This window comes from Amycolatopsis camponoti, assembly GCF_902497555.1.
GTDB lineage: Bacteria > Actinomycetota > Actinomycetes > Mycobacteriales > Pseudonocardiaceae > Amycolatopsis > Amycolatopsis camponoti.
The window spans coordinates 114,118-126,441 of sequence record NZ_CABVGP010000004.1 but is presented as its reverse complement, the minus strand read 5'-3'; the positions used below and the strand labels follow the sequence as shown (position 1 = coordinate 126,441).

Here is a 12,324-nt window from a genome sequence, read left to right as displayed (position 1 = left end):
GTACGAACCGCGAGGCGGTGCGCTCATCTCCCCCGCTGCGCAAGGACGAGCACGCCCGCCACGACGACCACCGCGCCGGCGACGGCGTTGCCGGCGAACGCGGCCGCCGACGGCTGCGTCTGCGCGGCGGACCGCAGCAGCCACGGCGAAAGCGCCGCCCACGCACCGAGGACCGGGACGACCCAGCCGAGCCCGCGCGGGCGCCGGGTCACGATGCCGGCGATCGCGAGCGCGATCAGAGCGACGCCGACGACGGTGTTGGTCAGGGCGAGCACGCCCGCCCCGCCGAAACCGGCGACCCAGGGCGCGAGCACGAGGTAAGCACCGGCGAGCAGCACGAGACCGGCGGCCCACCGGCCCGCGGGCGAAGTCGTCTTCACCCCGGAGTGATACCCCGGCGGTCGCGGCCGGTAACCGGGAACTGCCCGCAGCCCTCGAGACGGGCAGTCCCCGGACCCGGACCTCAGCAGCCGCAGGTGTAGTACGTGATGTCCCAGTGGTTGCCTTCGTCGCAGTAGAGGTTGCCGGAGCCGGCCTGCCACTGCGGGTAGCCGTCGCCGCGCAGCCCGATGTAGCCGAAGTTGTTCTTGATGTAGCTGTCGATGCAGCTGTTGTGCGAGATGTCCACCTTGTAGCCGTTGTAGTGGCTGTAGGTGCCCGACGCGTGGCCGACCTCGGTGCCGCCGGTGATGTTGATCGCGCAGCCGCTGGCCCGCTTCAGCGTGATCACGCCGGTGACCGTCGTCTGGTTGATCTGCTCGTAGGACGTGCAGGTCGAGTTCGACCGCGTGGTGCAGCCCCCGCTCGACGAGTGCGTCACCCCGGCGGCGGACAGCTGCGACGCGGCGGCCGACTGGCTGAGCTTCGTGACCTCGACGCTCGCCGAAGCCGTGCCGATGGTCGCGAACACCACCGTCGCGGCCGAAGCGGTCAATCCCACTGCCACGCGCGCGAGCATCCGTTGTCCCGGCATGCCTTGCTCCTTCTCCTGCGACGGACCGAACGGCGGCAGCCAAAACGGGACGGCCATAACTTCGCCAAACGACCTCGTCGCGGACCCCGGCGGGAGCGGGTCAGGTCCTGATCTTCGTCAAGACTTCACGAGTCCGCTCGCGGGCCGGGGATTCACTGGAGACGGCGGTGAGCTCCCGCAGCGCGCGCAGCTCCCACAGCGGGAACCCCAGCTCCTCGAACAGGCCGGCCGAGGTCCGCAGCAGCCGCGCGGCCTCCGGCCCGGCGCCCTCGTCGGCGTGGGTCCGGCCGAGGCTGAGCAGGGTGTACCCGGCACCGCGGCGGTCGCGCAGCTCCCGGAAGACGCCCATCGCGACGCGCAGGTGCCACCGCGCGCCCGCCGGATCGCCCGCGCGGAGCCGCAGCTCGGCGAGGGAGCGGTGGGTGTACGCGGCGGCGTGCCGGTGCCCGATCTGCTCGAACAGGGCCAGCGAGCGCGTCAGGCAGCGTTCGCCGTCGCCGAGCTCCCCCGCCTCGGTGTGCAGGTCGCCGAGGCTGCGCAGGACGTGGGCCTCCCAGTGCCGCTCGCGGGTGCGCACGGTGCCGCCGAGCGCGCCGGTCAGCAGGTCGGCCGCCTGGTCGCAGCCGCCGTGCCGGCGCAGGACGTCGGCGTAGCGCTTGGCGGCGTGGTCGTGCCCGCGGCCGTCGTCGCACTCCCGGGCGAGCAGCATGCTCACCTCGAAGCTCTCGACGGCGCGCCGCACGTCCCCGACGTCCTCGGCCAGCGAACCCAGCTGCGCCGCCGCGGCCGCCTGCCCGTGGCGATCGCCGCATTCGCGCAGCAGGTCGAGGGCCTCCAGCAGCGCGGCTTCGGCGGCTCGCGCGTCCCCGCCGTCGAGGTCGACGTCGGCGATCGCGGCCAGCACCGCGCCCGTGCCCTGCGGGTCGTCCAGCTGCCGGAAGCGGTGCTCGGCCATGACGAAGTAGTTCCGCGCCTGCCGTCCGTGGCCGTGCTGCAGGTGCACGGAGCCGAGGTTGTACAGCTTTTCGGCCTCGGCGTGCGGATCCTGCCGCCGGCGCGCGGCGGCGAGGCCGAGCACGGACACGGCGCGGGCGGCATGGCCGAGCCACGGCGTGCCGGCCAGCGCGGTGCACGCATCGGCGAGACGTTCGGTGAGGTCGTGCCAGCCGTGCGCCCCGGCCAGCCGCGCGGCCGCGGCGAGGTGCGCGGTCTCCTCGGCGGCCCAGGCCGCCGGATCGGCAGTGACTTGCCGAAGCGCGGCGGGATCCGGCCGGGAGAGAGCCGGTGCCGGGCCACTCGGGACGACCTCGGGCGGAGTACGCGACCCGGGAGGGGTCACCGCGCCGGTCGCCGGGGCCGGAGTACGTGAACCGGGCGATGTCCCCGCGCCGCCAGCCGCAACCGCCGCCGCCGCAGTATGCGAGCCGGGCAGCGCGCCCGCGGCGGTCGCCGCGGCCGGACTACGCGACCCGAGTGATGTCCCCGCGCCCGCAACTCCAGCCGGATTGCACGTACCGGCCCGCGTTACCGCGTCGGCAGCCACAACCGCACTACCCGACCCGGGCGCCCCCGGACCGGCAACCGAAGCCCGCGACCCCCACGCCGGTCCCTCCCCCACCGGCCCACCAACCGCAGCCCCCCGGGCGTGCTCGGCCAGTGCGAGGGTGACCTCGCAAGCGCGGCGCAGCGCGACCCCGTCCGTCTCCGGCGACACACCCTCGGCCACCACGAGCCGGACGAACGACGCCACCGCCCAGTGCCGTCCGGCCGGCTCCAGCAAGTGGGCGCCGGCCAAGGCGTCGAGCCGGTCGCGGGCCTCGTCGAGGGGGCGGTCCAGCAGCGCGGCGGCGCACCAGTCCGGGACCGGGCCGGGGAAAGCGGCGAGCAGGCGCACCAGGTACCGGTCGGGCGCGGGCCGTTCGCGCAGCCCGGACGTCACCGTGGCGCGGACGCCGAGGTCGCCCGCGGTCAGCTCGTCGAGCCGCCGGCGGTCGTCGGCGAGGCGGCCGGCGAGGTCGGCCACGCGCTGGTTCGGCCGCGCCGCGAGCTTCGCCCCGGCGATCCGGACGGCGAGCGCGAGCCCGGCGCAGTGGCCGAGAAGCCGTTGCACCGCTTCGGGTTCCGCCCGCAGCCGCACCTCCCCGGCGATCGCCGCCAGCAGCGCCCACGCGTCCTCTGTGGACAATCCGGTGACCGGCACCGGTCGCGCTCCGCACAGGCCGGGCAGCTCCCGGCGCGCGGTGACCAGCGTGGCGCAGCCGGGCCCGCTCGGCAGCAGCGCCCGGACCTGGGCCTCGTTCGTGACGTCCTCCAGCAGCACCAGCAGCCGCCGGTCCGCGGTGTAGCTGCGCCAGAGCCCGGTCAGGCCGGCTCGATCGGCCAGCTCCGCCGGCGTCGCGCCGAGCAGGCGCAGGAAGCCGGTCAGCACCGTCGCCGGGTCGGCGTCCTGGCCCCGCAGCGACGCGGTCAGCTGGCCGTCGGGGAACCGGCGGCGCGCCCGCCAGGCCGCTTGGACGGCCAGCGCGGACTTCCCGGCGCCGGCCGCTCCGTGCAGGACGACCGGACCCGGGCCACGCAGCGCACGGCCGACGTCGGCGAGTTCGGCCACGCGGCCGGTGAAGTCGGCGACCGCGGGCGGGAGCTGGGCGGGCGGCCCGGGCGTCGTCCAGTCGGTGCCCGCGATCCGGCGGTACACCGCGACGAGGTCGTCGCCCGGCCGGACGCCCGCCTCCTCCCAGAGCGCCCGCCGCGTCCGGCGGAGCACCTCCAGGGCCGACTCGCGGCGGCCGACGGTGCCGAGCGCGGACGCGAGCCGGGCGGCGAACCGCTCGTCGGCGGGCCGGGCCGCGACGACGGGGTCGAGCCGCTCCACGACGGCCCGCCCGTCGCCGTCGGCGAGCTCCAGCTCGACCAGCTGCAACAGAGCCGCCGAGCGCCGGTCTTCCAGCCACAGCTTGTGCGCCTCCAGCAGCGGCCCGCCCGCGACGTCGGCGAAGGCGTCACCCCGCCAGCACGCCAAGGCCCGCTCCAGCGCGCGCCGGCGCTGGGCCCGGTCGTCGGCGCCCGCGGCCAGCAGCGTCACGAAGTCGTCCGCGTCCAGCTCCCCCGGCTCGACGACGAGCGCGTACCCGCGCGGGCCGGAGAGCAGGCGCTGCCCGGCCTCGGCGGCCCCGAGACCGGGCGAGAGCGACTTGCGCAGCTTCGACACGGTGACCTGCACGATCGCCGCGGCGCTCGACGGCGCGCCGTCCGGCCACAGCTCGTCGATCAGCGTGTCACGGCCGACGAAGCGGCCGGCTTGGGCGAGCAGGACGGCGAGCAGCCGCCGCGGCTGGGCTGCCGAGGGCAGCACGACGGAGGCCGTCATCGGACCGAGGACCTGGAACCGCACGGCTACACCTCACCCGCGAGATCACCTGATCGAGCGGGGTGAATCTAGCCGCCCGGGGTCTGGCATTTCCCTCGTTCACCCGGATGGCCGACGACGTTGGTTCAGGTGTGCGCGAGCAGCTTGCCCAGGAGTTCCGGGTTGTCCCCCAGCCCGGCCCGCAGCGTGTGCTCGCGCAGCGGCTTGAGGTCGCCGTAGGGCTGGTTCGCCCAATCCAGTTCGCCCTGCGGCGGTTCCGGGTCGTACTCGATGGCGAACTGGACGTTCGTCGCGATCTGCCGCCCGGCCAGCCGCTCCACCAGGTGCAGCGCCAGGTCGATCCCGGCCGAGACGCCCGCCGCGGTGATCACCCGGCCGTCCTCGACCCAGCGCTCGGCGACCGGTGTCGCGCCCAGACCGGTCAGCAGGTCGCGGAACATCCAGTGCGTCGTCGCCCGCTTGCCGTCCAGGAGCCCGGCCGCGCCGAGGATCATCGAGCCGGTGCAGACCGACGTCACCAGCTCGGCGCCGGCGGCCGCGGTGCGCAGCCAGGAGAGGAGGCGCTCGTCCGACATGGCCTTCAGGGTCGGCACGGTGCCGCCGGGCACCAGCACCGCGTAGGGCGACGGCACCTCGTCGAAGGTGTGGCTCGGCGCGACGCTCAGCGGCGTGTCGGTGCCGATGGTGTCCTTCGTGGCGCCCACGACGACGGTCCGGTAGCCGCGATCCATTTGCGCGAGGGCGCTCAGCACCTGGAGCGGGCCCACCAGGTCCAGTGGCGTCAGCCCCGGGTAGACGACGAAAGCGAGGGTCTTCTGCTCAGCGGTCATGGCCCTCACCCTGGCGGGGGTCGCCGGCGCGGCGGGCGCGGATGTCCGAATTCCTGCGAACCGCGTCCGAAGGCCGGTCCGGCTGCTAGCGTGCGATCATGGCAGGTTCACCCAGACGGGTAACCATCGTCGGATTTCCCGACGTGGAGCTGCTGGACGTCGCCTGCCCGGCCGACGTCCTCGACGCGGCGAACCGCCACGGCGCGCGCCCGCCGTACGAGATCCGGCTGGCCACGATCGACGGCCAGGCCGTCCGCACCTGCTCCGGCCTGATCCTGCAGCCCCACCTGCGGCTCGACCAGGTGGCGGGCGACCTCGACACGCTGGTCGTCGCGGGCGGCTGGGGCAGCACGACGGCGGCGTCCGACGAGCGCGTGCTGGCCCACATCCGGCGGCTGGCCCAGACCAGCAGGCGGGTGGCGTCGGTCTGCACGGGCGCGGAGGTGCTCGCCGCGGCGGGCCTGCTCAACGGCCGCCGCGCGACGACCCACTGGCGCTGGGCGGCTCAGCTCGCGGAGAACTACCCGGCGGTGACGGTGGATCCGGTACCGCTGTACATCCGGCACGGCAACGTCTACACCGCCGCCGGGGTGACCAGCGGGCTCGACCTGACCATGGCGCTCGTGGAGGCCGACCACGGCCCGACGCTGGCCCGCGAGGTGGCCCGTTCCCTGGTGACGTACCTGCAGCGGCCGGGGAACCAGGCCCAGGTCAGCCTGTTCCTGGCCGGCCCGCCGCCGGAGCACCGCGAGGTCCGCGACCTCACCGCGTACATCGCCGAGCACCTCGACGAGGACCTCGGCACGCCGGCCCTTGCGCTCCGGGCGGGCATCAGCACCCGCCAGCTGACCCGCCTGTTCGACGCGCACCTGGGCACGACGCCGGGCAAGTACGTCCGCACGATCCGCACCGAGCAGGCGGCCCGGCTCCTGTCCGGATCCGACCTCCCCCTGGCGACCATCGCCCGCCGTTGCGGCTTCGGTTCGACGGAGACGCTGCGGCAGGCCTTCCTCGACCACTTCGACACCCCGCCGTCGGCCTACCGGCGCGTCCACGTCCGCCAGGCCAACGGCTGACGCCGTGTCGACCCCGCAATCACGCGTGTCGACCCCCTGATCACGCGTGTCGACTCCCGGAGCACGCCGAGAGCCGGGCCGGGCCGTGTGCTTGGGAAGCCGACACGCGTGACTGGAGGGTCGACACGCGTGATTGACGGGACGACACGGCGCATCGGGACGAACCGGGCCGTCGGCGGCCCCTTGCGCGGGGCGGGGAATCCCGCTGTCAGGATGTGCGCGTGGACCGCCCCGACCTGGACGACGACGCAACCGGCCCGATTCGCCGGATCACGGACGAGGTGTCCCCTTCGCCGGTCCGCGGCGCGTCCGGAAAGCCGGGAACGCCCCGCAAGCCCGCCCGCCCGGCGCCGCCCGAAGGCGCCCGCCGCCGCGCCGACACCGGACCGCAGCGGGTTCCGAACACCGGCGCTCAGCGCGTTCCCGGCGCGGACAAGCGGACCGACACCGGCCCGCAGCGCACCGCCCGGCGGCCGGACACCGGCCCCCAACGCGCCGTCCGCCGCGGCGATACGGGCCCGCAGGCGGTCCCGGCCAAGCCGCGCACCGCGAAGAAACCCGAGGCCGAAGCCGGCCACGGGCACGGACATGGCCACGGTCCCGCCGCCCCGGCGTCGAAACGCGTCCGGCTGCTCCTGATCTGGATGCTCGCCCCGCTCGCGCTGGCCACCGTCGTCGGCATGATCGTGCTGTACCCCTGGGGCAAGCCGGACCCGACCAGCGTCGTCCCGCAGGGGACGCCCGTGGCCGCGAACATCACCGCCACGAACACCGGCCCCTGCCTCGCCCAGGGCCAGGTCCAGGTGGGCGACCAGACCGACCCGAACGCCAAACCCTGCCTGACCGCCGACCTCACCATGACCGACGGCCCGGCGAGCGGGAAGCAGCTCAAGCTGACCGTGCCGATCGAGCCCAGCACGCCGCGGTTCAGTGCGGGCGACGCCGTCGTGCTCGCCTACAACGGCGGGAACGCCGGCGACCCCGCGAGCTTCCAGCTGGTCGACTTCCAGCGCGGCACCCCGCTGCTCGTGCTCGCCGCGCTCTTCGCGGTCGCGGTGCTGGTGCTCGGCCGCTGGCAGGGCCTGGCCGCGCTCGTCGCGCTCGGCCTGTCCTTCCTAGTGATCGCGCTGTTCATCCTCCCGGCCATCCTCGCCGGGGAGAACCCGCTGGTCGTGGCCATCGCCGGGTCCGGTGCGATCATGTTCATCGCGCTCTACCTCACCCACGGGCTGACGGCGAGAACGTCCGCGGCCGTCCTCGGCACGCTCGCCAGCCTCGCCCTCATCGGCGTCCTGTCGGCGATCTTCTCCGCCGCGGCTTCGCTCACCGGGCTCGACGACAGCACGTCGACCCTGATCGGCTCACTGGGCCACGGCATCGACTCGCGCGGGCTGCTGCTCGCCGGCGTCGTCATCGGCGCGCTCGGCGTGCTCGACGACGTCACCGTCACGCAGACCAGCGCCGTCTGGGAGCTGCGCCGCGCCAACCCCGACCTGAGCTGGCAGGAGCTGTACCGCTCGGGCCTGCGGATCGGCCGCGACCACGTCGGTTCGGCGGTCAACACGCTCGTCATGGCGTACGCCGGCGCCGCGCTGCCGGTGCTGCTGTACTCGTCCATCTCCGGCGTCGGGCTGGGCTCGCTGCTCGGCAGCGAGGAGATCGCGCAGGAGATCATCCGGACGCTCGCCGGCAGCGTCGGCATCGTGGCGGCCGTCCCGGTGACGACGGTCCTGGCCGCGCTGATCGCCTCCCGTGAGCCCGCCGGGTACCTCAGCAGCACCACGAAGGCCGTTCCGTCCCACCCGTAACACCGGCGCACCCCGGCCGCGCCAGACGGGCGGGAACGCGGTAGGAAGGCGGCAGCCGACCCCGGGAGGCGCCATGTTCCTGCTCGCCGGTCCGCGTTACTTCGTGCGCGGCGCGCTGCGGGTCGTCACGGCCACCGTCCAGGCCGTGGAGTCGCTGCCGCGCATCGCGGCCGCCCTCGAGGACGTCCGGGCCACCCTGCACCACGTGGAGCGCCTCGCCGCGTACATCGCGCAGGAGGTGCCGGAGCTCGTCTACCAGCTCGAGCAGCTGCGCGAGGCGGACGAAGAGCTCAGTCGAGAGTCGCCACGAACCGGCTGACGGCCTCCATCGTGAACCGCTGCACGTACTTGCCCGACGGCGCCACCGACGCCAGCCGGTAGAGCGGGCGGTCGGCCACACCGGAGCCGCGCGCCTCGGCCTTCAGCTCGGCGACCAGCAGCTCCCCGAACACGAGGCCGTTCGCCTCGACGTTGTTCATCAGCGCGTTCGCCAGCTTCCGCAGCTGCAGGATGCCCAGCTCGCGCCCGCCCGTCCCGGAGAACACCGCGAGGTCGACCTTCCCGACCTTGCCCCGCTGACCGGCGTTGACCAGCAGGCTCACCGTGCGGGAGCCGCGGACGTCGCCGATCACCAGGTCGAGCCGCGTGGCGGTGACCAGGTCGACCCGGCGCAGCCCCCACGTGCGCACGAGCAGCGTCGAGCCCTCCAGCCAGACGCGGCGCCGGATGCTCACGGCCATCACGTACAGCAGGGGCAGCGCGATCACCAGCGCGACGACCAGCCCGATCACCGTGCCGCCGATCAGGCCCGCGACGCCGCCGAACGCCGCGGCGACGATCACCACGCCGATCAGCCCCGAGATCCCGCGGCGACGACGTCCGCGCGGGTCCTCCTCGAACAGCGCCACCCGTTCCGATGATTTCTCTGTCTCCTCGGCCATGCTCACGCCCCCGTCCCGGCCAGGAACGGGTTGCCCGCGCGTTCCCGCCCGATCGTCGTCGCCGGGCCGTGGCCCGGCAGCACCACCGTGTCGTCCGGCAGGCTCTCCAGCAGGGTCCGCACCGCCGCCGGGTCGGCGCCGCGGCCGACCGAGCCGGCGAACAGCGTGTCGCCGGTCAGCGCGAGCCGCCCGCCCTCGGCCGTCCCCAGGCCCAGCACCACAGATCCGGGCGTGTGCCCCGGCAGGTGCCGGACATCGATGGCCAACCCGGCGAAGATCCCGGCCTCGAGCGGCACGCTGTCGCCGTCGTAGAGCTCCGCGTCGCCGGGGTGCAGGTGCAGCGGGACGCCGTGCTCGGCCGACAGCGACGCGGCCGACGCGACGTGGTCCGGGTGGCCGTGGGTCGCCACGAGCGCCGCCGGGACCAGCCGGTGCTCCCCGAGCGCGGCGGTCAGCGGCGCGGCCACCTCCGGCCCCGGATCCACGACCACGCACGGCCCGCCGGCGGCCTCCGCCAGCAGGTAGCAGTTGGCCTGCAGCGGGCCGCTGCCGAACCCGACGACGAGCACCGAACGCCTCCCGGACATCCGCGCCGGATGGCGCCGATCACGATCGGGTTGAGACTAGCGGGCCCTGTACATGGTCCTCACAGGCTGTGCCCATACACTGCCGCTACCTCAGACGTGTGACACGAGCGGAAACCTGGGAGGGTACGGGGTGGCGACCAACCAGCAGCGCCGCGAAGCTGCGAAGCGCAAACTCGAGCGACAGCTCGATCGCCGTAAGGAGCAGCGGAAGCGGCGTCAGCAGATCGGCATCGGCGTGACGGCCGTGTCGGTGCTCGTCATCGCCGGCATCGTGGTCTGGATCGTCAGCTCCAACGGCGCGGACACCACCGACGCCGCGGCGTCCTCCTCCTCGGCCGCCCCGACGCCCACCGAGGTCCAGATCCCGACGCAGCGCACCGCGGCGGCGAAGCGGACCACGGCGCTGCCGAACCCGACGACGTGCGACTTCAAGGCCGACACGACGGGCAAGGCGCCGAAGAAGGTGAACCTGCCCGACGGCAAGAACGTCCCGTCGACCGGCACGGTGAACGTGACGCTGAAGAGCACGGCGGGCGACATTCCGCTGACGCTCGACCGGGCGCTCGCGCCCTGCGCGGTGCAGAGCTTCATCAGCCTCGCGAAGCAGAACTTCTACAACGACACCATGTGCCACCGGCTGGGCACCGAGGGCCTGCAGATGCTGCAGTGCGGTGACCCGTCGGCCACCGGCGACCCGACCCAGGACGGTCAGGGCGGCCCCGGCTACACGATGCCGGACGAGGCGTTCCCGGAGATCAAGTACGGCCGCGGCATCCTCGCGATGGCGAAGACGTCCGCCCCGAACTCCGGCGGCAGCCAGTTCTTCATGGTCTACGGCAACGCCGAGGGCCTCCCGCCCGACTACTCGGTGTTCGGCACCATCGGCGACGAGGGCCTGAAGGTGCTCGACGCGGTCGCCAAGGCGGGCATCGCGAACCCGAACCCGCAGGACGGCACCGGGGCGCCGACGAAGCAGGTCAAGTTCACGGGCGTCACCGTCCAGTAGTGACGCGGCGCATCGAGCTGAACGGGGACCCGCTCGGCCCGGACGCCTTCGTCGCGGGAATGACCTCCTACGGTCACTTCACCGCGATGCAGGTCCGGGACGGGCGGGTCCGCGGGCTCGCGTACCACCTCGAACGGCTGGCCACGAGCACCCGCCTGCTGTTCGGCACCGATCTCGACGTCGACCTGGTGCGGTCCTACGTCCGCCGGGCGATCGCCGGTGAACCCGAGCTTTCGGTGCGGGTCCTGGTGCTCACACGCTCGTTCGCCGAACCGATGACGCCGGAGATCCTGGTCCGGACGCTCCCGCCGCACCCGCCCGAGCCGGCACCGCTGCGCCTCGGGACGGTGCGCTACCAACGGGATCTGCCGCAGGTGAAGCACCTCGGCACGTTCGGCTTGATCTACCACGCCCGCCAGGCCGAGCTGGCCGGCTACGACGACGCGTTGTTCGTCGACCCCGCGGGGCGGATCAGCGAAGCATCCGTCTGGAACGCCGGGTTCCTGGCCGGCGACACGGTCGTCTGGCCGGAAGCCGCGGTGCTGCCGGGGATCACGATGCTGGTCCAGAAGGAAGCCTTGCGCCGCCTGGGTGTCCCGCAGGAGACGCGCGAGGTCCGGCCCGCCGACCTCCGCGGCTTCGACGCGATGTTCGTGACGAACTCCGAGACGCCGGGACGCGCGGTGGCGTCCGTCGACGACCTCGTGCTGCCGCCCGCGGACCGCGCGGTGGAGCTGCTCGCGAAGGCGTACGAAACCGTGCCCTGGGACGAGATCTGAACCACGGCTCGCCCTCTCCCGATCGCAAGATCTGAACCGCGCCCGCTCCGGCCCCGTGTCAAGGGCAACACCGGGACCCGCCGGGGTCGCCGGGGAGAGGGTGGGAGAGCCATGGCCGGAAACCGGGTTCCCGCGGTGCGCCGCGTCCTCGGGCGGACCGGGCAGGCCGGCGCCGCCGGTGTCCTCTTCGCCGTGCTCGCGGGCGGGCCCGCGCTGGCGCAGGCCACGCCGCCGCCTCCGGTCAAGTACTACATCGTCCCGCACGCCGACAACCCCGACGACATCTCGCTGTTCAAGATCGCCGAGCGCGCCCTCGGCGACGGAAACCGGTTCCCCGAGATCTTCCGGCTCAACCAGGGCCGCCCGCGCCCGGACGGGACACCGTTCACCGACGCCACCGCCATCGAGCCCGGCCAGGTGCTGCAGCTGCCCGAGGACGCCCGGGACCCCGCCGTGCAGTTCGGCCCGCTGCCGGCCGCTCCCCCGGTCGTTCCGCAGGCGAAACCCGTCGAGGAGTCCTCCGGGCTCGACGTCGGGCTGGCCTCGGCGGTCAGCGGCACCGGCGGTCTGCTGACCGGCCTGATCGCCGGGCTCTGGTGGCGACGCCGTCCCCAGCTCCTCCCGCCGCCACCCTTCCAGCCGGAGCACCACGAGGACGTCGACGGCTCCGGCTCGGTCAGCGGGACCCTGCCGATCCCGGTCGTGGTCCCCGAACCCCGTCCCGACGCGACGCCGGAGGTGCTGCTGCGCCAGGAACCGATCACCGCCGAGCACTCGATCATCGTGCTCGACACCGCCGACACGCAGGTGATCGCCGCGATCCGGCCCGGCGCGCAGTTCCGGTTCCGCTTCGACAAGGAACCGGGCTTCGTCGACGGCTCCACCGTCCTGGTCGTCGACGACGAAGGCGACAGATCGTGACCGATCCGCTCGTGGCCCCCCGTGCGCGCCGGGTCA

Annotated in this window: 12 protein-coding genes; 6 read left to right on the top strand and 6 right to left on the bottom strand. The window is 74.0% G+C overall.

All coding sequences use genetic code 11. The features are described from left to right. Nucleotides 1–23: 23 nt before the first annotated feature. The 4 genes from AA23TX_RS47600 to AA23TX_RS47585 all read right to left on the bottom strand — a co-directional run bounded on the left by AA23TX_RS47600 (nt 24) and on the right by AA23TX_RS47585 (nt 5,170). Complete coding sequence (locus tag AA23TX_RS47600) at nt 24–380, bottom strand: SPW repeat protein (RefSeq protein WP_155549640.1); 357 nt, start codon at nt 378–380, stop codon at nt 24–26. A gap of 83 nt (nt 381–463) precedes the next feature. Beyond that, nucleotides 464–973, bottom strand: a complete 510-nt coding sequence (locus tag AA23TX_RS47595) for a hypothetical protein (protein WP_155549639.1) — start codon at nt 971–973, stop codon at nt 464–466. 100 nt (nt 974–1,073) lie between these two features. After that, a complete protein-coding gene (locus AA23TX_RS47590; protein ID WP_230863122.1) occupies nt 1,074–4,364 on the bottom strand; it encodes an AfsR/SARP family transcriptional regulator in 3,291 nt (1,096 codons plus the stop codon). 101 nt (nt 4,365–4,465) lie between these two features. Then, on the bottom strand, nt 4,466–5,170 hold the full coding sequence (locus tag AA23TX_RS47585; protein WP_155549638.1) for a DJ-1/PfpI family protein: 705 nt from the start codon (nt 5,168–5,170) through the stop codon (nt 4,466–4,468). A 98-nt stretch (nt 5,171–5,268) separates the two neighbouring features. Between AA23TX_RS47585 and AA23TX_RS47580 the strand changes: the two genes are divergently transcribed. The 3 genes from AA23TX_RS47580 to AA23TX_RS47570 all read left to right on the top strand — a co-directional run bounded on the left by AA23TX_RS47580 (nt 5,269) and on the right by AA23TX_RS47570 (nt 8,373). Further along, nucleotides 5,269–6,246 carry a GlxA family transcriptional regulator gene (locus AA23TX_RS47580; RefSeq protein ID WP_155549637.1) on the top strand — a complete coding sequence of 326 codons (978 nt, stop codon included), beginning with the start codon at nt 5,269–5,271 and terminating at the stop codon, nt 6,244–6,246. Nucleotides 6,247–6,467: 221 nt separating this feature from the next. Beyond that, complete coding sequence (locus tag AA23TX_RS47575) at nt 6,468–8,054, top strand: YibE/F family protein (RefSeq protein ID WP_155549636.1); 1,587 nt, start codon at nt 6,468–6,470, stop codon at nt 8,052–8,054. Between the two features lie 73 nt (nt 8,055–8,127). Beyond that, nucleotides 8,128–8,373, top strand: coding sequence for a hypothetical protein (locus AA23TX_RS47570; protein WP_155549635.1), 246 nt, complete (start codon nt 8,128–8,130; stop codon nt 8,371–8,373). On the opposite strand, the gene AA23TX_RS47565 is transcribed toward AA23TX_RS47570, so the two are convergent. Next, nucleotides 8,345–8,995: a hypothetical protein gene (locus tag AA23TX_RS47565; protein WP_155549634.1), complete on the bottom strand. Its 651-nt coding sequence runs from the start codon at nt 8,993–8,995 to the stop codon at nt 8,345–8,347. The genes AA23TX_RS47570 and AA23TX_RS47565 overlap by 29 nt on opposite strands. A gap of 2 nt (nt 8,996–8,997) precedes the next feature. Then, nucleotides 8,998–9,564: an MBL fold metallo-hydrolase gene (locus tag AA23TX_RS47560; protein ID WP_155549927.1), complete on the bottom strand. Its 567-nt coding sequence runs from the start codon at nt 9,562–9,564 to the stop codon at nt 8,998–9,000. 148 nt (nt 9,565–9,712) lie between these two features. On the opposite strand from AA23TX_RS47560, the gene AA23TX_RS47555 reads away from it, so the two are divergent. The 3 genes from AA23TX_RS47555 (at nt 9,713) to AA23TX_RS47545 (ending at nt 12,288) form a co-directional block, all read left to right on the top strand. Beyond that, entirely contained in the window at nt 9,713–10,588 is an 876-nt protein-coding gene (locus AA23TX_RS47555) for a peptidylprolyl isomerase (RefSeq protein WP_155549633.1), read from the top strand. Further along, a complete protein-coding gene (locus AA23TX_RS47550; RefSeq protein WP_155549632.1) occupies nt 10,588–11,367 on the top strand; it encodes an aminotransferase class IV in 780 nt (259 codons plus the stop codon). The genes AA23TX_RS47555 and AA23TX_RS47550 overlap by 1 nt, the downstream gene beginning before the upstream one ends. Nucleotides 11,368–11,478: 111 nt before the next feature. Beyond that, entirely contained in the window at nt 11,479–12,288 is an 810-nt protein-coding gene (locus AA23TX_RS47545; protein WP_155549631.1) for a hypothetical protein, read from the top strand. Nucleotides 12,289–12,324 lie beyond the last annotated feature (36 nt).

Excerpts from the sequence above, each read along its gene's own strand:
- AA23TX_RS47595 (WP_155549639.1), bottom strand. The coding sequence starts at position 973 with ATGCCGGGACAACGGATGCTCGCGCGCGTGGCAGTGGGATTGACCGCT.
- AA23TX_RS47585 (WP_155549638.1), bottom strand. The coding sequence starts at position 5,170 with ATGACCGCTGAGCAGAAGACCCTCGCTTTCGTCGTCTACCCGGGGCTG.
- AA23TX_RS47580 (WP_155549637.1), top strand. The coding sequence starts at position 5,269 with ATGGCAGGTTCACCCAGACGGGTAACCATCGTCGGATTTCCCGACGTG.
- AA23TX_RS47570 (WP_155549635.1), top strand. The coding sequence starts at position 8,128 with ATGTTCCTGCTCGCCGGTCCGCGTTACTTCGTGCGCGGCGCGCTGCGG.
- AA23TX_RS47565 (WP_155549634.1), bottom strand. The coding sequence starts at position 8,995 with ATGGCCGAGGAGACAGAGAAATCATCGGAACGGGTGGCGCTGTTCGAG.
- AA23TX_RS47545 (WP_155549631.1), top strand. The coding sequence starts at position 11,479 with ATGGCCGGAAACCGGGTTCCCGCGGTGCGCCGCGTCCTCGGGCGGACC.